General features: G+C 72.9%; 15 protein-coding genes. 12 read left to right on the forward strand and 3 right to left on the reverse strand.

Features of this window, described 5'->3' with window-relative positions:
- The first annotated feature begins 35 nt into the window (after window positions 1–35).
- From mmsA to F1C15_RS12855, 7 genes are all read left to right on the forward strand, one after another.
- Entirely contained in the window at window positions 36–1,565 is a 1,530-nt protein-coding gene (mmsA, locus tag F1C15_RS12825) for a multiple monosaccharide ABC transporter ATP-binding protein (protein WP_197982387.1), read from the forward strand.
- Window positions 1,552–2,817 (forward strand): multiple monosaccharide ABC transporter permease, encoded by a 1,266-nt coding sequence (mmsB, locus tag F1C15_RS12830; protein WP_185231633.1) that lies wholly within the window; start codon window positions 1,552–1,554, stop codon window positions 2,815–2,817. The genes mmsA and mmsB overlap by 14 nt, the downstream gene beginning before the upstream one ends.
- A 153-nt stretch (window positions 2,818–2,970) precedes the next feature.
- Window positions 2,971–3,960, forward strand: a complete 990-nt coding sequence (locus F1C15_RS12835; RefSeq protein ID WP_056052749.1) for a LacI family DNA-binding transcriptional regulator — start codon at window positions 2,971–2,973, stop codon at window positions 3,958–3,960.
- Between the two features lie 97 nt (window positions 3,961–4,057).
- Window positions 4,058–5,815, forward strand: a complete 1,758-nt coding sequence (gene araB, locus F1C15_RS12840; RefSeq protein ID WP_185231635.1) for a ribulokinase — start codon at window positions 4,058–4,060, stop codon at window positions 5,813–5,815.
- Window positions 5,812–6,522 carry an L-ribulose-5-phosphate 4-epimerase gene (locus F1C15_RS12845; RefSeq protein WP_056052756.1) on the forward strand — a complete coding sequence of 237 codons (711 nt, stop codon included), beginning with the start codon at window positions 5,812–5,814 and terminating at the stop codon, window positions 6,520–6,522. The genes araB and F1C15_RS12845 overlap by 4 nt, the downstream gene beginning before the upstream one ends.
- A complete protein-coding gene (araA, locus tag F1C15_RS12850; protein ID WP_185231637.1) occupies window positions 6,519–8,057 on the forward strand; it encodes an L-arabinose isomerase in 1,539 nt (512 codons plus the stop codon). Before F1C15_RS12845 ends, araA begins: the two co-directional genes overlap by 4 nt.
- Window positions 8,058–8,290: 233 nt before the next feature.
- Window positions 8,291–9,298 (forward strand): LLM class flavin-dependent oxidoreductase, encoded by a 1,008-nt coding sequence (locus F1C15_RS12855; RefSeq protein WP_056052763.1) that lies wholly within the window; start codon window positions 8,291–8,293, stop codon window positions 9,296–9,298.
- A 105-nt stretch (window positions 9,299–9,403) separates the two neighbouring features.
- On the opposite strand, the gene F1C15_RS12860 is transcribed toward F1C15_RS12855, so the two are convergent.
- Window positions 9,404–10,642 (reverse strand): mannosyltransferase family protein, encoded by a 1,239-nt coding sequence (locus F1C15_RS12860; RefSeq protein WP_185231639.1) that lies wholly within the window; start codon window positions 10,640–10,642, stop codon window positions 9,404–9,406.
- 105 nt (window positions 10,643–10,747) lie between these two features.
- Here F1C15_RS12860 and F1C15_RS12865 point away from each other — a divergent pair, with 105 nt between their 5' ends.
- From F1C15_RS12865 to F1C15_RS12875, 3 genes are all read left to right on the forward strand, one after another.
- Window positions 10,748–11,845 (forward strand): LuxR C-terminal-related transcriptional regulator, encoded by a 1,098-nt coding sequence (locus tag F1C15_RS12865; protein ID WP_185231641.1) that lies wholly within the window; start codon window positions 10,748–10,750, stop codon window positions 11,843–11,845.
- 256 nt (window positions 11,846–12,101) lie between these two features.
- Entirely contained in the window at window positions 12,102–15,401 is a 3,300-nt protein-coding gene (locus F1C15_RS12870; protein ID WP_185231643.1) for a S8 family serine peptidase, read from the forward strand.
- Between the two features lie 154 nt (window positions 15,402–15,555).
- Window positions 15,556–16,257, forward strand: a complete 702-nt coding sequence (locus F1C15_RS12875) for an endonuclease/exonuclease/phosphatase family protein (protein ID WP_307803270.1) — start codon at window positions 15,556–15,558, stop codon at window positions 16,255–16,257.
- 142 nt (window positions 16,258–16,399) lie between these two features.
- Here F1C15_RS12875 and F1C15_RS12880 read toward each other — a convergent pair whose 3' ends face one another.
- Entirely contained in the window at window positions 16,400–16,681 is a 282-nt protein-coding gene (locus tag F1C15_RS12880) for a hypothetical protein (RefSeq protein WP_056052773.1), read from the reverse strand.
- A gap of 335 nt (window positions 16,682–17,016) precedes the next feature.
- On the opposite strand from F1C15_RS12880, the gene F1C15_RS12885 reads away from it, so the two are divergent.
- Both F1C15_RS12885 and F1C15_RS12890 read left to right on the forward strand, forming a co-directional pair.
- The gene (locus tag F1C15_RS12885) at window positions 17,017–17,856 is read left to right on the forward strand and encodes an aldo/keto reductase (RefSeq protein WP_056052777.1); all 840 of its coding nucleotides are present in this window, start codon (window positions 17,017–17,019) and stop codon (window positions 17,854–17,856) included.
- Window positions 17,857–18,016: 160 nt separating this feature from the next.
- Window positions 18,017–18,850: a Pr6Pr family membrane protein gene (locus F1C15_RS12890; RefSeq protein WP_185231645.1), complete on the forward strand. Its 834-nt coding sequence runs from the start codon at window positions 18,017–18,019 to the stop codon at window positions 18,848–18,850.
- Here the strand turns inward: F1C15_RS12890 and F1C15_RS12895 are convergent.
- Window positions 18,739–20,298 (reverse strand): FAD-dependent oxidoreductase, encoded by a 1,560-nt coding sequence (locus F1C15_RS12895; protein WP_185231647.1) that lies wholly within the window; start codon window positions 20,296–20,298, stop codon window positions 18,739–18,741. The two genes, F1C15_RS12890 and F1C15_RS12895, sit on opposite strands and share 112 nt — an antisense overlap.
- Window positions 20,299–20,425 lie beyond the last annotated feature (127 nt).

Genomic DNA, 20,425 nt, shown 5'->3' on the forward strand with positions numbered 1-20,425 from the left:
CGGAAGAAGGAACAGTGGCGAACACGATCCTGGAGATGCGCGACATCACCAAGACGTTCCCCGGCGTCAAGGCACTGCAGGACGTCACGCTGGAGGTCGAGCGCGGCCAGGTCCACGCGATCTGCGGCGAGAACGGCGCCGGCAAGTCGACGCTGATGAAGGTGCTCTCGGGGGTCTACCCCGCCGGCTCCTTCGAGGGTCAGATCCTCCTCGACGGCCAGCCCGTCGAGTTCAAGAACATCAACGACTCCGAGGCCGCGGGCGTCGTCATCATCCACCAGGAGCTCGCCCTGAGCCCCTTCCTGTCGATCGCCGAGAACATCTTCCTCGGCAACGAGCAGTCCAAGGGCGGCTTCATCGACTGGAACAAGACGAACCTCGACGCCGCGGGCCTGCTCGCCCGGGTCGGCCTCCGTGACAACCCCATCACGAAGGTCACCGACATCGGCGTCGGCAAGCAGCAGCTGGTCGAGATCGCCAAGGCGCTCTCGAAGAAGGTCAAGCTGCTCATCCTCGACGAGCCGACCGCGGCCCTGAACGACGACGACTCGGCGCACCTGCTCGACCTGATCAAGAGCCTGCAGGGCCAGGGCATCACGTCGATCATCATCAGCCACAAGCTCAACGAGATCAAGGAGATCGCCGACAAGGTCACGATCATCCGCGACGGCAAGACGATCGAGACCCTCGACATGCACGCCGGCGAGGTCTCGGAAGACCGCATCATCAAGGGCATGGTCGGCCGCGACCTCGAGAGCCGGTACCCGGCCCACGAGTCGTCCATCGGCGAGGAGCTCCTCCGCATCGAGGACTGGACGGTGCACCACCCGCTCGACGCGTCGCGCGAGATCATCCACCAGGCCAACCTGGCCGTCGCGGCCGGCGAGATCGTCGGCATCGCGGGCCTCATGGGCGCGGGCCGCACCGAGCTCGCCATGAGCGTCTTCGGCAAGAGCTACGGCACCGGCATCTCGGGCACCGTCTACAAGCGCGGCGAGAAGATCGACACCAGCACGGTGACCAAGGCCATCGCGGCCGGCATCGCCTACGCCACCGAGGACCGCAAGAAGTACGGTCTCAACCTGATCGACGACATCCAGCGGAACGTCTCCGGCTCCGCGCTCCGGAAGCTCGCGAAGCTCGGCTTCGTGAACGGCTCCGAGGAGAGCACGGTCGCCGAGCGCTACCGCAAGAGCATGAACATCAAGGCCCCCACCGTGGCGGCCGTGACGGGCAAGCTCTCCGGCGGCAACCAGCAGAAGGTCGTGCTCTCCAAGTGGATGTACGCCGACCCCGACGTGCTCATCCTCGACGAGCCCACCCGCGGCATCGACGTCGGGGCGAAGTACGAGATCTACACGATCATCAACCAGCTGGCAGACCAGGGGAAGGGCGTCATCGTCATCTCCTCCGAGCTCCCCGAGCTGCTCGGCATCTGCGACCGCATCTACACCCTCTCGGAGGGGCGCATCACGGCCGACGTGCCGATCGCCGACGCCACCCCCGAGTTCCTCCTGAAGTACATGACCCTCGAGCGAGAGAGCCCCGTCAATGAGCGCGCCTAGCCCCACCCAGGCCACCGAGCCCAAGCCCACCGGAACGGGGAACTCCTCGCCGCGCGGCCAGTCCGGCTCCGTCAACCCGATCACCGGCGCCGTGTCGTACCTGGCCGGCCAGCTGCGTCAGATCGGCCTCTTCATCGCGCTGATCGTCATCGTGCTGTTCTTCCAGATCACGACCAACGGCATCACCCTCGCGCCGATCAACGTCTCGAACCTGGTCGTCCAGAACAGCTACATCCTGATCCTCGCCATCGGCATGGTCATGGTGATCATCGCCGGCCACATCGACCTCTCGGTCGGCTCGGTCGTCGCCTTCACCGGCGCCATGGCCGGCGTCATGATCACGCAGTGGGGACTGCCCTGGCCCGTGGCCGCGGTGCTCTGCCTCGTGATCGGCGCCCTGGTCGGTGCCTGGCAGGGCTTCTGGATCGCCTACTTCGGGATCCCGGCGTTCATCGTGACGCTGGCGGGCATGCTCGCCTTCCGCGGCGCGGCGCAGATCGCCCTGCAGAACCAGCAGATCTCGCCCTTCCCCCAGGGCTTCCGCAACATCGGCTCCGGCTTCCTCCCGGCGTTCGGCACGACGGGCTACGAGCCGCTCACGCTGATCCTCGGCGCCATCGCCTCGGTCGCCCTGATCGGCACGGGCCTCCGCGGCCGAGCCATCCGTCGCAAGTACCAGCTCGAGGACGAGCCCTTCCTGTGGTTCATCACGAAGATGGTCTTCACGGTCGCCCTCGTCATGTACATCGGCTTCCTCCTCGCCAGCTACTCGGGCACCCCGATCGTGCTGGTCGTGCTCGCCGTGCTCGTCGTCGTCTACTCGATGGTGATGAAGAACTCGGTCTTCGGCCGCCACGTCTACGCCATCGGCGGCAACCTGCACGCCGCTGAGCTGTCGGGCGTCAAGACCAAGCGCGTGACGTTCCTGCTGTTCGTCAACATGGGCGTCATCTCGGCCCTCGCCGGCCTGGTCTTCACCGGCCAGCTCAACCTCGCCAGCCCCAGCGCCGGCAACGGCTTCGAGCTGGACGCCATCGCGGCGGTCTTCATCGGCGGCGCGGCGGTCACGGGCGGCATCGGCACGGTCACCGGCGCCATCGTCGGCGGCCTGATCATCGGCATCCTGAACAACGGCATGTCGATCCTCGGCGTCGGCACGGAGTACCAGTCGCTCATCAAGGGCCTGGTGCTGCTCGCCGCGGTCGCGTTCGACGTCTTCAACAAGCGTCGCGCCGCGTCCTCCCGCAAGTAGGAGGCGAGACGTCGACCGGTCGGTCGGTCGACGACACGAGGAGGCGCGGGTCGAGGTCGACCCGCGCCTCCGGCGTCCCCGCAGGGGTCGCCTCCCCGCAGCACGGCCGGGCACCCGCCCGGCTCCCGGCCCTCGTTCCCTAGGATCGTCTCCGTGCCCACCCTCTTCGACGTCGCCAGGGCTGCCGGCGTCTCGCACCAGACGGTGTCCCGTGTCGTCAACGGCGACCCCACCGTCCGCCCGGTCACGAAGGCCAAGGTCGACGCCGCCGTCGAGGCCCTCGGCTACCGCCCGAGCCTCGCCGCCCGGGCCCTCGCCAGCCGCAAGACGCGCTCGATCGGGCTGATCAGCACCGGGTTCCCGTTCTACGGGCCGTCCAGCACGATGCACGGCTTCAACGGCGCCGCGCGGCGCGCCGGCTACCAGGTGTCGATGGCGACGCTCGACAGCGACGACGCCGACGGGGTCCGCCAGGCGGTCGACGCGCTCGTGGGCCAGGCCGTCGCCGCGGTGGTGCTGATCGCCCCCGACGCCGAGGCGCTCGACGTGCTGCGCTCGGCCGACGTGACGGTGCCGCTCGTCACGGCCGACAGCGTCGCCGACGACGGCCACCACCCGGTCTCCATCGACCAGGCGGCCGGCGCCGAGCGGGCGGTCGAGCACCTCGCGTCGCTCGGCCACCGGGCGGTCGCCCACGTCGCCGGCCCCGACGCCTGGATGGACGGCCGCGACCGCGAGCGCGGCTGGCGCGACGCCTGCGCGCGGCTCGGCCTCGACGCCTCGGTGCTGCTCCGCGGCGACTGGACCCCCGCCTCCGGCCACGCCCTGGGGCGCGAGCTCGCCCGGCGCGACGACGTCACCGCGGTGTTCTGCGCCAACGACCAGATGGCGCTCGGCGTCGTGCACGCGCTCACGGAGGCCGGCGTCCGCGTGCCCGGCGACGTGAGCATCGTCGGGTTCGACGACATCCCCGAGGCGGAGCACTTCCTCCCGCCGCTGACCACCGTCCGCCAGGACTTCGAGGCCCTCGGCCGCCGCATCATGGACACGGTCGAGGCCGTGCTCGGCGGCGACGAGACGCCCGTCGCCCCGATGGCCCCCGAGCTCGTCGTGCGGCTCTCGACCGCGCCTCCCCGGCACTAGCCGACCCGCGCCTCCGACCGGGGGCGCGATTGCACGCGTGAGCGCTCACGTGGCACAATGTGAGCGCTCACTTTCACCACCATGACAAGGATGTTCCATGGCAGCGACCCCTGACCACGCCGACTCCCACGTCGTCGGCGTCGACTTCGGCACCCTGAGCGGACGGGCCGTCGTCGTACGGGTCTCCGACGGCGCCGAGCTCGGCAGCGCGACGTTCGAGTACCCCCACGCGGTCGTCGACCGCACCCTGCCCGGCACCGGCGAGCGCCTGCCCGCCGAGTGGGCCCTGCAGGTGCCGAGCGACTACGTCGACGTGCTGAGGAACGCCGTCCCGGAGGCCCTCGCCGCCTCGGGCGTCGACCCGGCCAGCGTCGTCGGCATCGGCACCGACTTCACCGCCTGCACGATGGTGCCGACCACCGCCGACGGCACCCCGCTCAACGAGCTGCCCGAGTTCGCCGGCCGCCCGCACGCCTACGTCAAGCTGTGGCGCCACCACGCCGCGCAGGGCCAGGCCGACCGCATCAACGAGCTCGCCCGCGAGCGCGGCGAGTCGTGGCTGCCCCGCTACGGCGGGCTCATCTCGAGCGAGTGGGAGTTCGCCAAGGGCCTCCAGCTGCTCGAGGAGGACCCGGAGGTCTACGCCGCGACCGAGCACTGGGTGGAGGCCGCCGACTGGATCATCTGGCAGCTCAGCGGGCGCTACGTCCGCAACGCCTGCACCGCCGGCTACAAGGGCATCCTCCAGGACGGCGAGTACCCGAGCCGCGAGTTCCTCGCCGCGCTGAACCCCGACTTCACCGACTTCGCCGAGTCGAAGGTCGCCCACGAGATCGGGGCGCTCGGCTCCGCGGCCGGCACGCTGACGGCCGAGGCCGCCGGCTGGACGGGCCTGCCCGAGGGCATCGCCGTCGCGGTCGGCAACGTGGACGCGCACGTCACGGCCCCCGCCGCCAAGGCGACGCAGCCCGGCCAGATGGTCGCCATCATGGGCACGAGCACCTGCCACGTCATGAACGGCTCCGAGCTCGCCGAGGTCCCCGGCATGTGCGGCGTCGTGGACGGCGGCATCACCGAGGGCTTCTACGGCTACGAGGCCGGCCAGTCGGGCGTGGGAGACATCTTCGCCTGGTACGTCCGCAACCAGGTGCCGCAGTCGGCCGTGGACGCGGCCGAGGCCGCCGGCAAGAGCGTGCACCAGCACCTCACCGACCTCGCCTACGAGCAGCCCGTCGGGGCGCACGGCCTCGTCGCCCTCGACTGGCACAGCGGCAACCGCTCGGTGCTCGTCGACCACGAGCTCTCCGGCGTCATCGTCGGCCAGACGCTCAGCACCACGCCGGAGGAGGGCTACCGCGCCCTGCTCGAGGCCACGGCCTACGGCACGCGTCGCATCGTCGAGGCGTTCAACGACTCCGGCGTGCCCGTCACCGAGTTCATCGCCGCGGGCGGCCTGCTGAAGAACCGCCACCTGATGCAGACCTACAGCGACGTGCTCCGCCTGCCGATCTCGACCATCCGCAGCGAGCAGGGCCCCGCGCTCGGCTCCGCCATCCACGCCGCCGTCGCGGCCGGGGCCTACCCCGACACGCGCGTCGCCGGCGAGGCCATGGGCAGCGTCGACCGGGCCACCTACACGCCCGACCCCGACGCGGCCGACGCGTACGACGCGCTGTACGCGGAGTACCTGCTGCTGCACGACTGGTTCGGGCGCGGCGGCAACGACGTCATGCACCGTCTCAAGGCGATCCGCCGCGACGCGCTCGGCTCGGGCCGGGCGGCGACCGACGCCGTCGACCCGGCCCGCGCCTCCGGCGAGTCCGAGGCCCCGGCCGTCGAGGGGGCGAGCGCATGACCTTCATCGACCGCGCCACCGAGTCGGCCATCGACGAGACCCGCCGGGCCGTCTGCGACCTGCACGCCGAGCTGACCCGCTACGGCCTCGTCGTCTGGACGGGCGGCAACGTGTCGCAGCGCGTGCCCGGCACGAACCTCTTCGTCATCAAGCCGAGCGGGGTCGACTACGACGACCTCACGCCCGAGAACCAGATCCTCTGCCACCTCGACGGCACCGTCGTCGCCGGCAGCCCGGGCAGCGACCGCAGCCCGTCGAGCGACACCGCGGCGCACGCCTACGTGTACCGCCACATGCCGAAGGTCGGGGGAGTGGTGCACACGCACTCCACCTACGCCACGGCCTGGGCGGCCCGCGGCGAGGCGATCCCGTGCGTCATCACGGCGATGGCCGACGAGTTCGGCGGCGAGATCCCCATCGGGCCGTTCGCGATCATCGGCGACGAGTCGATCGGCGAGGGCATCGTGCAGACGCTCGAGGGCCACCGCAGCCGCGCGGTGCTGATGCAGAACCACGGCGTCTTCACCATCGGCAAGGACGCCCGCGACGCCGTCAAGGCCGCCGTCATGACGGAGGACGTCGCCCGCACCATCCACCTCTCGCGCCAGCTCGGCGCACCCCTGCCCATCCCGGCCGAGAGCATCGACGCTCTCTTCGACCGGTACCAGAACGTGTACGGCCAGAAGCCCTCAGGAGACCTGTCATGACCAGCCCCACCCCGAACACCGTCGACCCCGTCGCCTTCCTCGCCTCGAAGCAGGTCTGGTTCCTCACCGGCAGCCAGGGCCTCTACGGAGAAGACACGCTCCGCCAGGTCGCCGAGCAGTCGAGGGCCATCGCCGACGAGCTCGCCGCCGCCTCCGACGTGCCCGTCGAGCTGGTCTGGAAGCCCGTGCTCACCGACGCCGAGTCGATCAAGCGCACGATGCTCGAGGCCAACCTCGACGACAGCGTCATCGGCGTCACCACCTGGATGCACACCTTCAGCCCGGCCAAGATGTGGATCGGCGGCCTCGACGCCCTCCGCAAGCCGCTGCTGCACCTCCACACGCAGGCGAACGTCGAGCTGCCCTGGGGCGAGATCGACTTCGACTTCATGAACCTCAACCAGGCCGCGCACGGCGACCGCGAGTTCGGCTACGTGCAGACCCGCCTCGGCGTCGCCCGCAAGACCGTGGTCGGCCACGTCAGCGACCCCCGCGTGCAGCACCAGGTGGGCACGTGGATGCGCGCCGCGGCCGGGGCCGCCGCGATGCGCTCGCTCAAGCTGGCGCGCTTCGGCGACAACATGCGCTTCGTCGCCGTCACCGAGGGCGACAAGACCGAGGCCGAGCTGGCGTTCGGCGTGCAGGTCAACACCTGGGGCGTCAACGAACTGGCCGAGGCCGTCGCCGCCGCCCCGGAGCAGGCCGTCGACGACCTCGTCGCCCTGTACGAGCGCGACTACGACGTCGCCCCCGAGCTGCGCGCCGACGGTGCCCGCCACCAGTCGCTGCGCGACGGCGCCGCGATCGAGCTGGGGCTGCGCTCCTTCCTCGAGGCCGGCGGCTTCAGCGCCTTCACGACCAACTTCGAGGACCTCGGCGCGCTGAAGCAGCTCCCGGGCCTCGCGGTGCAGCGCCTCATGGCCGAGGGCTACGGCTTCGGCGCCGAGGGCGACTGGAAGACCGCGGTGCTCGTGCGCGCCGCCGCCGTGATGGGCGCCGGCCTGCCGGGCGGCGCCTCCCTCATGGAGGACTACACGTACCACCTCGTGCCCGGCGCCGAGAAGATCCTCGGCGCCCACATGCTCGAGGTGAGCCCGACGCTCACCGCGGGCCGCGCCTCCCTCGAGGTGCACGAGCTCGGCATCGGCGGCAAGGACGACCCGGTGCGCCTGGTCTTCACGGCCGACCCGGGCGAGGCCGTCGTCGTGGCCATGAGCGACGTCCGCGACCGGTTCCGCCTGACGGTCAACGTGGTCGACGTGGTCGCCCCCGACGCCGACCTGCCGAACCTGCCCGTCGGCCGCGCCGTGTGGGAGCCCCGCCCGTCGTTCGCCGTGTCGGCCGAGGCCTGGCTCACCGCCGGCGCCGCCCACCACACGGTGATGTCGACGGCCGTCGGCCTGGAGGCGTTCGAGGACCTCGCGCGCATCCTCGAGACCGAGCTGCTGATCATCGACGAGCACACCACGATGCGCGAGTTCAGCCGCGAGGTGCGCTGGAACGCCGCGTACCACCGCCTGGCGCGCGGGCTCTAGGCGCCATCGGGCCGGAGGCGGTCCGCACCTCCCTGAACGGGGTGCGGGCCGCCTCCTCGGCGTCCGGGCCCGTGTCGAGGGCTCAGGAGGGAGCCGCCGCCCGTGCCGCGCGACGACCGCCCGCGCCGCGCGCTCCTGAACCGTCGACGCGGGGCGACGCAGCGCGGCCCGGGCTCCCCGCGTCGGCGACGGGCGTCGGGAACACGACCCGCGCCTCCGTGGTTGGGCCCACCATGACCGTTCCCCTCTCGATCCTCGACCTCGCTCCGATCGCCCCCGGCGAGACCGCCCGCGACAGCTTCGCCGCCTCGGTCGCCCTCGCCCAGCAGGCCGAGGCGAGCGGGTACCGACGCGTCTGGTACGCCGAGCACCACAACATGTCGTCGATCGCGTCGAGCGCGACGTCCGTCCTGATCGCCCACGTGGCGAGCCAGACCTCGACCATCCGCCTCGGGTCGGGCGGGGTCATGCTGCCGAACCACTCGCCCCTCACCATCGCCGAGCAGTTCGGCACGCTCGAGACCCTGCACCCGGGGCGCATCGACCTCGGGCTCGGCCGGGCCCCCGGCAGCGACCAGGCCACCTTCCGCGCGCTGCGCCGCGACCCCGCGTCGTCCGAGCGCTTCCCCCAGGACGTCCTCGAGCTGCAGGCGTTCCTCGCCGGGGAGTCCCGCGTGCCCGGCGTCAGCGCGACGCCCGGGGCCGGCACGGCGGTGCCGCTCTACATCCTCGGCTCGTCGCTCTTCGGCGCCCAGCTGGCCGCGGCGCTGGGCCTGCCCTACGCGTTCGCGTCGCACTTCGCCCCCGATGCCCTGCACCAGGCGGTCGCGACCTACCGCCGGGAGTTCCAGCCGTCGGACCAGCTCGACCAGCCGTACGTGCTCGCCGGCGTCAACGCCATCGCCTCCGACGACGCCGACGACGCCCAGCGCCAGTTCGCCGAGATGAAGCGGGCCCGCCTGATGATGCTGCTCCGCCAGAGCGGCCAGGTCACCGTCGACCGCACCTTCAGCGACGACGAGCTCGACCACCTGCTCCGCACGCCGGCCGGTGGCCACGTCGCGAGCATGACGACCTACACGGGCGTCGGCACCGGCGACGAGGTGGCCGACTACGTGAGCCGGTTCGCGCACAGCGCCGACGCCGACGAGGTCATCGTGGCGCACGCGTCGCTCCGCACCTCCGATCGGCTGCGCTCGGTCGCGCTGCTCGCCGAGTCGACGGCGCGGGTCCCCGCCTAGCCGGCGCGGCGGGGCCCGCTCAGGCGGTCGCCCCGCGCGGACCCGCCTCGGCGGCGCTGCGCGGGCCCGCCCCGGCGGCGGCGCCGCGGGCGCCCGCCCCGGCGGTCAGGGCGCGACGTACAGCCAGAGCAGCACCGCGGCGACCGGCTGCAGCACGAGGCTGGTGCCGAGCAGGCTCCGGCGCAGCCAGGGCCGTTCGCCGATCGCGCGACTGCCGAGCAGCGGCGTCAGCGGCATGAGCAGGCGGAACAGGCTCTGCTGCGGCAGGAACACCGCGAGCAGGTAGAGGCCGAAGCTCACGACGAAGCCGTGCACCTCGTGGCCGAGCTGTGCCGTCGACCGTCGGCTGAGCCACCAGGCCGCGAGGGCGATGATCAGCAGCACCAGGGCGATGCCGGCGACCCCGAGCCAGCGCCCCGCGAGCAGGAACCACGGCGTGAGCGGCACGAAGTCGGGGCGCCCGACGTAGTCGACCCACCAGGCCATCTCGGTCTGCAGGTAGGCGTCCGGCTCGCCCGTGGCGAGGTGGGCCACGACCGGCCAGGCGAGCCCGGCCGCGGCGACGACGAGCCCCGCGACGACGATGCGCGTCAGCTCCCGCCGGTCGAGCGACGCGCGCTCGGTGCGCCAGCGCACGACGAGGTGGATCGCGAGGGCGAGCGCGAGCGCGAGCGCCCCCGGCCGGGTGAACGCCGCCACCACGCCGCAGAGCAGCACGAGCTGGTACTGGCGGCGCTGCAGCGCGAGCACGCCGGAGAAGAGCAGGAAGAGCGACAGGCTCTCGGCGTAGCCGACGCTGAGCACGTACGACAGCGGGCCGAAGCAGAAGAGCAGCACGGCCCAGAACGCGCTCCGGTGCCCGACGCGGGGCTCGAGGAGGCGGTGCAGCACGATGACGGCACCGGCGCCGGCGGCCGTGGCGATCAGCACCGAGGCGACCGCGAAGCTCATCCCGGTGGCGACCATCAGCAGGTGGCACAGGGTCGGGAAGACGGGCAGGAACGCCCACTCGTTGGGCAGCACCTCGCCCGCCGCGTCGGTGGGCAGCGTGCCCGGGTAGCCGTGCAGGGCGATGGTGCGGTACCGGTCGCTGTCCCACGAGACGGTGAAGTCCAGGAACGACCGCTCGCTGCCGGGCGTGACGAAGGCCGCCCCGGTCAGGGTCGCGACCTCGTAGACCACGAACAGGATGGTCGTCGAGAAGACGCGCGACACGAGGTACAGGGCCAGCAGCCCGGGCCAGCGGCCGGAGAAGCGGCCCGCCAGGTCGAGGGCCGGCCAGCGGAGCGACCGACGCCGGAGGTCGACGGAGGGGCCGGAGGCGGTGGTCGCCTCGCCGCTCATCGCGCGTTCCGTCGGGGGGTCATCCCGACGACGCTACCAAGAGGGAGGCGCGACCGCCTGGTCCCGATGTCGTCACGGAGCCCGACGACCGTGCACCATGGGACGATGCCCCTGCCCTCGCTCGCCGCCCTCGGCATCGATGCCGTCACCGCCGACGTCTACGAGTTCGTGCTGTCGAGCGGCGACACCGTCGACGTCGGCACGATCTCGGCCGTCCGCGCGCTCGACGTGGCGACCGTGGTCACGGCCCTCGAGCAGCTGCGCAACCTCGGCCTCGTGCACCGGACGGCCGACGGCACGGTCGCGCCCGACGGCACGAGCACCGCCGGCTACGGGGCCGTCGACCCCCGCGTCGCCGTCTCGGCGCTCGTCGCGGCGCGCGACGAGCAGCTCGCCGACGCCCGCACCGCGGTGGCCGACCTCGGGGCGCTCTTCGACGACGGCCGCCGCCAGGCCGACCCGTCGGGCTCGACCACCGTCCTGACCGGGCACGCCGCCGTGGGCGACTGGTACTCGCGCCTCCAGCACCGGGCGCGCCACGAGTTCCTGGCCTTCGACCGCCCGCCCTACGTCGTCGCGACGAACGAGTCCGTCGAGCGGGGCGCCCTCGGCCGCGGCGTCCGCTGGCGGGCCATCTACACGGTGGCCAGCTTCACGGGCGACGGCAGCCTCCAGGGCATCCACCGGCTCGGCGCCCACGGCGAGGAGGCGCGGGTCACCCACGACCTGCCGGTCAAGCTGGCGGTGGCCGACCGGGCCGTCGCCCTCGTCTCCGTGGGCCCCCTCGACGACCCGACCGCGCCTCCCGAGGCCCTCGTCACGGAGTCGCCGGCCCTGATCGCGGCGCTCTGCGACCTGTTCGAGTCGCGCTGGCGCACCGCGCTGCCCGTGCCCGCCCTGCCGACGGCCTCGGTCGACGGCTCGCCCGACTGGGCCGAGGTCGCCGCCCGGCTCGCGGCCGCGACGAGCGGCGACGAGGGCGCGGTGCCCGAGGGCGTCCCGACGTCGTCGCGCCCGCCGACCGTCGACGAGCGAGACCTGCTCGCGCTCGTCGCCGCGGGCGCGACCGACGAGGTCATCGCCGCGCAGCTCGGGGTCTCGCCGCGCACGCTGCGGCGGCGCCTCCGTGACCTCTTCGACGAGCTCGGCGCGAGCAACAGGTTCCACGCCGGCGTCGAGGCGGCGCGGCGCGGCTGGGTCTGACGAGGCTCGGATGGTACGCCCCGCCCCGCCCCGACAGCCCTCGTCCAGCCTCCTCCCCGGGCTCGCCCAGCAGCGTCGCCAGGGGGTCACGAGGCGGACACCGGGCGTACCCCGTCCCGTTGCGCGGAGGTAAACATCGTGGCCGAGTGAGGTCACTGGCCTGCTCCGGCCAGGTCCCCCCGTAGTGGGGTCGGCGCATTCTCAGGTAACTCTTACGGGAGACCGCGGCACGGGCCGCGGCATGCGAAAGGCACCCGTGATCAGATCGTCCGGCCGTCGACGGCCGTTGTACCCCACCGCCCTGCTCGTTACCGGCCTCGTCGCCGCCGGGGCGATCGCGCTCCCGGCGACCGCCGCGTCCGCCGCCGACGGGCCCGTCGTCGTGAGCGACTCGGAGTTCACCGACGGCAGCTACGTCGTCACGCTCCGCGACCCGGCGGTCACCGCCTACGACGGCGGGAAGTCCGGCTTCGCCGCGACCGCGACGCCCGACGAGGGGGTCGACCTCGCCGACCCGGCGACGTCGAAGTACGTCGAGCACCTGCAGAGCGAGCAGGAGGCGGTGGCCGGCTCGGTCGGCGTCACCCCCGTCGCCACGTACCAGGTCACCACCAACGGCTTCGCGGCCGACCTCACGGCGGCCCAGGCGAAGCAGCTCGTCGGGTCGTCGAAGGTCGCGGCCGTCGTCAAGAACGAGATCCTGCACACGACGGCCGTGCCGTCGACCGACTACCTCGGCCTCTCCGGCGCCGACGGCGTCTGGGGCACGCAGGGCACCGGCGAGGGCGTTGTCGTCGGCGTCATCGACACCGGCATCGCCCCCGAGAACCCCTCCTTCGCCGGCGACGCGCTGACCGCGACGCCGAGCGACACCGTGCCCTACACGACCGCGGCGGGCATCTCGTACGAGAAGTCCGACGGCGGCACCTTCACCGGCGTCTGCCAGCGCGGTCAGCAGTTCGACGAGACCGACTGCAGCACGAAGATCGTCGGGGCGCGCTACTTCCTCGCCGGCTTCGGCGAGGACCGCATCGAGACCGCCCAGAACGGCGAGTACGTCTCGCCCCGCGACGGCGACAGCCACGGCTCGCACACGGCCAGCACGGCCGCCGGCAACGCCGACGTGCCCGTGACGATCAACGGCCGCGACTTCGGCGACATCTCCGGCGTCGCCCCCGACGCCAAGGTCGCCGCCTACAAGGTCTGCTGGACGGGCAAGGTCTCGGCGGAGGTCGCCGACGGCTGCGCCACGGCCGACCTGCTGAGCGCCATCGACGCGGCCACCGCCGACAACGTCGACGTCATCAACTACTCGATCGGCGGCGGCAGCGCCACGTCGACCAACTCGCTCACCGACCAGGCGTTCTACAACGCGGCCGCGGCGGGCATCTTCGTGGCGGCCTCGGCCGGCAACTCGGGCCCCGGCGCGTCGACCCTCGACAACGCCGCCCCGTGGATCACCACGGTCGCCGCCAGCACCATCCCGAGCTACGACGCCACCGCGTCGGTGACCGGGCCCGACGGCGTCGTCACGAACTACCTCGGCGGCTCGACCTCGCTGTCGACCGACCCGGCCGGCGTGACCGGCCGCTTCGTCGACGCGCTGTCGTCCGGCCTGCCCGGCGTCGACCGGACCGCCCTGTCGTACTGCACCGGCGGCACCCTCGACCCGGCGCTCGTCACGGGCACCATCGTGCTCTGCGACCGCGGCGTCACCGACCGCACGGCCAAGTCGGCCGAGGTGCAGCGCGCCGGCGGCATCGGCATGGTGCTGGTCAACAAGACCCCGAGCTCGGTCGACGTCGACGCCCACGTCGTCCCGACCGTGCACGTCGACGCCGGCGCCGGCAACGTGAACTACACCGCGCTGCACGCCGCCGCCGCCCCCGGCACCTCGACCGTCACGCTCCTCGACGGCAACCCGACCGGCCAGCCCGAGCCCGCCACCCCGCAGGTCGCCGGCTTCTCGTCGCGCGGCCCGGTCGAGGCCGACGGCGGCAACGTGCTGAAGCCCGACGTGGCCGCCCCCGGCGTCGCCATCCTCGCCGCCGGCGCGAACGCGGAGGGCGCCGCGGCGACCTACGAGTTCCTCTCCGGCACGTCGATGTCGTCGCCCCACGTGGCCGGCCTCGCGGCGCTCTACCTCTCGGTGACGCCCACCGCGACTCCCATGGAGGTGAAGTCGGCCATGATGACCACCGCCGGCGACACCGTCGACACCACGGGCGCGCCCTCGCAGGACGTCTTCGCCCAGGGCGCCGGCCAGGTGCAGCCCGCCGACATGTTCGACGCCGGCCTGCTCTACCTGAGCGGCGTGGCCGAGTGGGACAGCTACATCGCCACCCTCGGCAGCGCCGAGGGCTCGCAGCTCAACCAGGCCTCCATCGCCGTCGGCGCGCTGCTCAACTCCACGACGGTGACCCGCACCGTGACGTCGACCGGGGCGGGCACGTACACCGCCCAGCCCGTGTCGCTGCCCGGCGTGGCCACCACCGTCTCGCCCTCGACCCTGTCGTTCACGGGTGCCGGCCAGACCGCCTCGTACGAGGTGACCTTCTCCCGCACCACCGCCGCGTACGACCAGTACACGACGGGCTACCTGACCTGGACGGACGGAGGCGCCCACACGGTGCGCAGCCCGCTCGCGGTCCGCCCCGTGGCCGTCGACGTGCCGAGCGACATCACCGGCACCGGCGTCACCGGCAGCGCCGACGCGCCCATCACCTCGGGCGGCGACCAGACCCTGGCCCTGTCGGCCGAGGGCCTGGTGAAGGGCGAGCGGACGAGCGGCAGCGGCACGGTCGGCGACCTCGACTACGTCGACGTCACCATCCCGGCCGACACGCAGTTCGTGCGCTACCAGCTGACGGCCGGCGGAGCGGACGCCCCCGCGGTCGACGAGCCCGTCGACTTCGACCTCACGCTCTACGAGCTCGACGCGACGGGCACCCCCGTGGCGATCACCGCGACCTCCGCGACCTCGGCCGCGGACGAGCAGATCGACATCACCAAGCCCGAGGCCGGCAGCTACCTGCTCGAGGTCGCGTACTACTCGGGCGGCGAGACGATGACCTACGACCTCGACGCCTACACGCTGATCCCGTCGGCGTACACCGGGTCGTTCGCGGTCTCGCCGACCACCCTGACGCTGGCCTCGAACCAGGAGGCCGTCGTCACGGCGTCGTGGACGGGCCTCGAGCCGGAGTCGCAGTACCTCGGCCGCATCGTCTACGGGGCCACCGGTCGCGTCACCTACGTGACGGTCGACTCCGGCCCCGCGGTCACCGCGCCCGTCGACCCGGGCACGCCCGCCCCGGCGCCCGGCGACCCCGGTGCCGGCGCCCCCGGCACGGGTGCTCCCGGCGCCGGCGGAGCGGGCGGCACGGGCGGCGGGAACGCCGCGCCGGCGGCGAGCGACCTGGCCTTCACCGGCCAGGACGTCGCCCCGATGATCGCCGCGGGCGTGGCCCTGCTGCTCGCCGGCCTCGCGGCCGCCGTGATCGGACGACGCCGCCTGCGCAGCATCGCCGTGACGGAGCGCACGCCGGAGGCGTAGCGGCCTGACGGCTCCACGGCCGACGCGACCGGAGGCGGTCCGCAGCTCCCTGGGGGAGGTGCGGGCCGCCTCCGTCGTGTGTCGGGTCGACCACGCTGTCCTCCGCGCGCAGCCTGCACCTGATGGAAACATCGAGGGACTAGGTTCGTCACTCGTGGACGACGAGACCGGCAACACGATGCGCGTGGTGAGCTACAACCTGCGCGAGCACACCGCCAAGCACGAGATCCAGGCCCTCGCGGAGGACCACACGGCCGACGTGCTGTGCCTCCAGGAAGCCGACACGAACGACATCCCCGAGTCGTTCGGCGCGTACACGCTCGCCGCGTCGACGCGCAACAACCGGCTGGGGCTCGCGGCCTACTACCGGGCCGAGCGCTTCGAGCTGCTCGGCACCAACGTCTACGCGCTGAAGAAGTCGATGCACGACCGCGTCATGTCGCCCGCGCACGAGCGCCTGCTGGCCATGCACCTGCACGACCGCCTGTCGGGGCAGGACGTCCTGATCGGCTCGTTCCACGCGGCGCCGCTCACCGCGACGAACGGCCTCCGCAAGAAGCAGGTCGAGTCGGCGCACCAGCTGATGCGGGCGCTCGCCCCCGGCGTGCCGATGCTCATGGTCGGCGACTTCAACTACCCGTGGTTCCACGGCGGGCTGAAGAAGCGCATCGAGCGCGACGGCTTCACGCTGACCCGCAGCAGCACGCCGACGTACCTGGGCTACCGCTACGTGAAGGGCCACTTCGACTTCGCGACGAGCTACGACCTCACGATCGAGGACGTCGTGACGCTGCCGGCCGGGGTCAGCGACCACCGGCCGATCCTGGTGCGCGCGCGGGGGCTGGCGACCGCCTGACCCGCCGCGCCCGCACGCACGACGCCGCCCGCCCCGATCTCGTCGGGGCGGGCGGCGTCGTGTCGGCCGGGGGCCGTGGTCGCTGCCCCCTCGGGGGCGTGACCGGCGTGCGGGAGTCGCGGGGCGACTCCCGCAGGAGCGGCTAGGCCGCCAGCGCGAGCGCGCCGGTGCTCACGGCGTACGCCTGCACGATGGTGCGGCTCGGCTCGCGGCGCCAGCTGCGGCCGGGGATGACCCAGCCCTGGGCGCCCTCGACCGTGACGGCCGAGCCGACGCGGACGGCGTCGGTGACGACGTCGGCCCAGGCGCGGACGACGAACTCGGCGCCGCGGTCGTCGACGACGACGAACTCGACGAGGCGGGGGGTGGACGGGGAGGGCTCGGTGGTGACCGTGCCCGAGACGGTGATGATGTTCTCGTTCATGATGTGTTTCTCTCGGTGCTCTTGCTCTGTGGCACGCAGCGCGGGGCGTGCGTGGTCCGCCGTTCTCGGCGGGTCGGACGGTGCGTCCGCAGGTCGGTGACCTGGTCGGGCCTCGCTCTCGAGCGACGGACCGGTGAGTAGGCGGGCTGGTGAGGCCCGGACCGGTGGTGCTCGTGAGGCTGTTCGATCCGGCCTGCGTGTGGACGACAGGCCGTGGATCGGGGACGATCTGAGAGGATCATCGCCAAGCGACTCATGACTGTACCACGATGCGACCGAGAGAACCAGGGGCGTTGGCCGGGACGCCGTCGGGCGCGAGTGGTTGCCTGGTGTGCATGACCACGATCCCCACCATCACCCTGAACAACGGCGTCGAGATCCCCCAGCTCGGCTTCGGCGTCTACCAGATCGAGCCCGACGAGACGAAGGATGCGACGCTCGCCGCCCTCGAGGTCGGCTACCGCCACATCGACACGGCCGAGATGTACGGCAACGAGGCCGGCGTCGGCGAGGCCCTCCGCGCCTCCGGCCTCGACCGCTCCGAGGTGTTCGTCACCTCCAAGCTCAACAACGGCTTCCACCGCCGCGACGACGCGCTGAAGGCGTTCGACGGCACCCTCGACGCCCTCGGCAGCGACTACGTCGACCTCTTCCTCATCCACTGGCCCCTGCCGACCACCGACGTCGACTACCTCGAGACCTGGAAGGCCCTCGAGGAGATCCACGCGACCGGCCGCGCCAAGGCCATCGGCGTCTCGAACTTCCAGCAGGCCCACCTGCAGCGCCTGCTCGACGAGTCCGACGTCGTGCCCGCCGTCAACCAGATCGAGGTGCACCCGTACCTCACGAACGACTCGCTGCGCCTCTTCGGCGTCGAGCACGGCATCCACACCGAGGCCTGGTCGCCCATCGCCCAGGGCAAGGTGCTCGACGACCCGACCCTCGTCGAGATCGCGGAGCGCGTCGGCAAGTCGACCGCGCAGGTCACCCTGCGCTGGCACGTGCAGCGCGGCGACATCGTCTTCCCGAAGTCGGTCACGCGCAAGCGCGTGGAGGAGAACTTCGCGCTCTTCGACTTCGAGCTGAGCGACGCCGACGTGGCCGCCATCACCGACCTCGACAAGGGCGAGCGCACGGGCCCCGACCCCGACACGTTCGACTACATCCCGTCCTGATCCCGCCCGGGGCCCGCGACCGCGGGCCCCTCGCGGCGTCGATCGCACCAGCGCCGACCGGGCGCGGCACCCGTGCCGCACCCGGTCGGCGCTAGTACGCTCGTCGTCTCCGCCGCTGCCGGACCGGGCCGCGGCAGGTCGCCGAAGGAGAACCGTCGAAGTGCGTCACGTCGTGGGGGGCCTGCGCCTCCTGGCCGCCGCCGTGGGCCTCGTCGCGCTCGTGGGCAACTTCGTCTACGTGCTCGGCTTCTCGACCTTCACGTCGTTCAACTACTTCAGCTACTTCACGCAGCAGAGCAACATGTCGAACGTCGTCGTGCTCGTCGGCTCGGGCGTGGCCGCCCTCCGCGGGCGGTCGGAGTCGCCGCTCTTCGTCTCCGTCCACGCGCTCGTCACGACCTACGTCATCGTGTCGGGCATCGTCTACGGCATCATCGTCGCCGAGTCGCTGGCCAACGGCTACGCGATCGGCGTGCCCTGGTCGAGCCAGGTGCTGCACTTCTGGATCCCCAGCTACGTGCTCGTCGACTGGGTGCTGGCCCCGGGGCGCAGCCGCATCAGCTGGAAGGTGCTCGGCGTCGTCCTCGTCTACCCGGTCGTCTGGGGCGTGGCCACGATCGTCCGCGGCGCCGACGTCGGCTGGTACCCCTACTTCTTCCTCGATCCGGCGCAGGTCTCGTGGCCCGGCGAGTTCCTGATGTACAACGCCATCGCGCTCGGCACGATCGTCGCGGTGCTGACCGGGCTGATCGCGCTCAGCCACCTGCGGCCCCGCGGCCCGCTGGCCGGCACCGCGCCTCCGCCCGGGCACGCCGACCAGCCCGGGGGCGGGGCGGGCTCCGGTGCGACAGGGGCGGCCGGGGCGGCTGGCGCGGCCGGGGCTCAGGAGGCGGGGGTCGAGTCGGGGGTCGTGGTCTCGCCCGGCTCGGTGCCGGCCCCGTCGTCGCCCTCACCGGCGCCGTCGTCGGCCGGGTCGTCGAGCAGGTCGAGGTAGGGCTGCAGGCTCGCCATCGCCTGGGCGACGGCCTCGTCGTCGTCGAGCTCGAGGGTCGCCAGGGCCGCGTCGCCGCCCGTGAGGGCGATGAGCACCGGCTCGCCCGTGACCGGCTCGAGGTTGAGGAAGACGCGCCAGCGGGCCGTGTCGTCGGCGACGACCCAGACGGTGGCCGTCGTCGACCAGAACGCGCGCTCGAAGCGCAGCCAGAGCACCTCCTGGTGGCCGACGCCCAGGGCGTCGATCGCGTCGAGGTGCTGCTGCGGGAGCTCCGGCGAGAACTCGACCGACGCCTCCTTCAGCACCCCCAGCGGGACGGTGACGACGGCGCGGTCGGCGGAGAGCGACTCGCCGGTGGCCGTGCGCAGGCCGACGCCCTCGTCGCCGTGGCGGATGCGCACGACGTTGCTGTCGCGGAGCACGTCGAGGCCCCGCAGCTGGGCCGTGACGAACGACGAGAAGCCGCCCGTGACGAGGGCGGCGTCCGCGGGCAGGACGAGGTCGGAGACGCCGGAGGCGCTGCCGGCGTCGAGCTCGCGGGCGGCGAGGGCCGAGGCGCCCGCGCCGAAGCGGACCGGCAGCACCTCGTCGACCACGACGGCGAGCCGGTCGGCGTCGGAGACTCCCGAGGCGTCGGGCTCGGCCGACACCTGGTCGGCCCCGGAGCCGGCCAGCGCCTCCGCGAGGGTGGGGGAGCCGGCGCGGCCGACCGCCCACTCGGCGGCCCGGGCGAGGGCGGAGGCGGTCGTCGCGTCGAGCACGGGGCCGTCGGTGACGAGGGCGGCCCCGTCGGCGGCCCGGGCCTCGACGGTGGGCTCGAGCCGGGTCAGGGCCACCCCGCCGAGGGCCAGGGCCGCGCGGAGGGCGACGGCCGCGTCGCCGAGGGGGACGCCGGCGCCGAGCTCGACGGGGAAGGGCCAGTCGTCGCCGTCGACGCTGTGGACGCGGCCCCCGACGCGGTCCCTGGCCTCGATCACGACGACCTCGAAGCCGCGGTCGGCCAGGCTGCGCGCGGCCGTCGCCCCGGCGACGCCGGCGCCGACCACGGCGATGCGCTCGCCCGGCTGCGCGACGTCGGCCACGGCGTCGGCCACCTCGAACCCGCTCGCCCGCGCCCCGGAGACCGTGCCGGGCGACACCGACGCCGTGGCCTCGCCGGCGAGGAAGACGCGGTCGCCGAGGGGCTCGCGGAGCGTCCGCCGGCTGTCGGGCCCGGCGTCGGGGGTGAGGTGGCTCGTCGCACCGAGGGCGTACGGGTCGCGGGCCCAGTCGCTGCGCCGGAAGGCCACCGGGGCGACGCCCTCGGGCAGCGGGGTCGGCGTGGGCGTCGGGGTCGCCGTGGGGGTGGGGGTCGCCGTCGGCGGCGGGGCGTCGGTCGTGCAGGCGGCCAGCAGGAGCACGGCCCCGGAGACCGAGCCCGTCAGGAACGCGCGACGACTGATGCCCATGGTGCGTCCATCATCGCAGCGACGGGCGGCCGTGTCGCGCTCCACGGGCGCGTCGCATCCGTCGAGCGCGTCGAGCGCGTCGAGCGTTCAGGAGCGGCCGGTGTGAGCGGCCCGTCGCGGGGCGCCC

The organism is Frigoribacterium sp. NBH87 (genome assembly GCF_014217665.1).
Classification (GTDB): domain Bacteria; phylum Actinomycetota; class Actinomycetes; order Actinomycetales; family Microbacteriaceae; genus Frigoribacterium; species Frigoribacterium endophyticum.

Coding starts and splice junctions, on each gene's coding strand:
- mmsA (WP_197982387.1), top strand. CDS start 36: ATGCGCGACATCACCAAGACGTTCCCCGGCGTCAAGGCACTGCAGGAC.
- mmsB (WP_185231633.1), top strand. CDS start 1,552: ATGAGCGCGCCTAGCCCCACCCAGGCCACCGAGCCCAAGCCCACCGGA.
- araB (WP_185231635.1), top strand. CDS start 4,058: ATGGCAGCGACCCCTGACCACGCCGACTCCCACGTCGTCGGCGTCGAC.
- F1C15_RS12845 (WP_056052756.1), top strand. CDS start 5,812: ATGACCTTCATCGACCGCGCCACCGAGTCGGCCATCGACGAGACCCGC.
- araA (WP_185231637.1), top strand. CDS start 6,519: ATGACCAGCCCCACCCCGAACACCGTCGACCCCGTCGCCTTCCTCGCC.
- F1C15_RS12855 (WP_056052763.1), top strand. CDS start 8,291: ATGACCGTTCCCCTCTCGATCCTCGACCTCGCTCCGATCGCCCCCGGC.
- F1C15_RS12860 (WP_185231639.1), bottom strand. CDS start 10,642: ATGAGCGGCGAGGCGACCACCGCCTCCGGCCCCTCCGTCGACCTCCGG.
- F1C15_RS12865 (WP_185231641.1), top strand. CDS start 10,748: ATGCCCCTGCCCTCGCTCGCCGCCCTCGGCATCGATGCCGTCACCGCC.
- F1C15_RS12880 (WP_056052773.1), bottom strand. CDS start 16,681: ATGAACGAGAACATCATCACCGTCTCGGGCACGGTCACCACCGAGCCC.
- F1C15_RS12885 (WP_056052777.1), top strand. CDS start 17,017: ATGACCACGATCCCCACCATCACCCTGAACAACGGCGTCGAGATCCCC.
- F1C15_RS12895 (WP_185231647.1), bottom strand. CDS start 20,298: ATGGGCATCAGTCGTCGCGCGTTCCTGACGGGCTCGGTCTCCGGGGCC.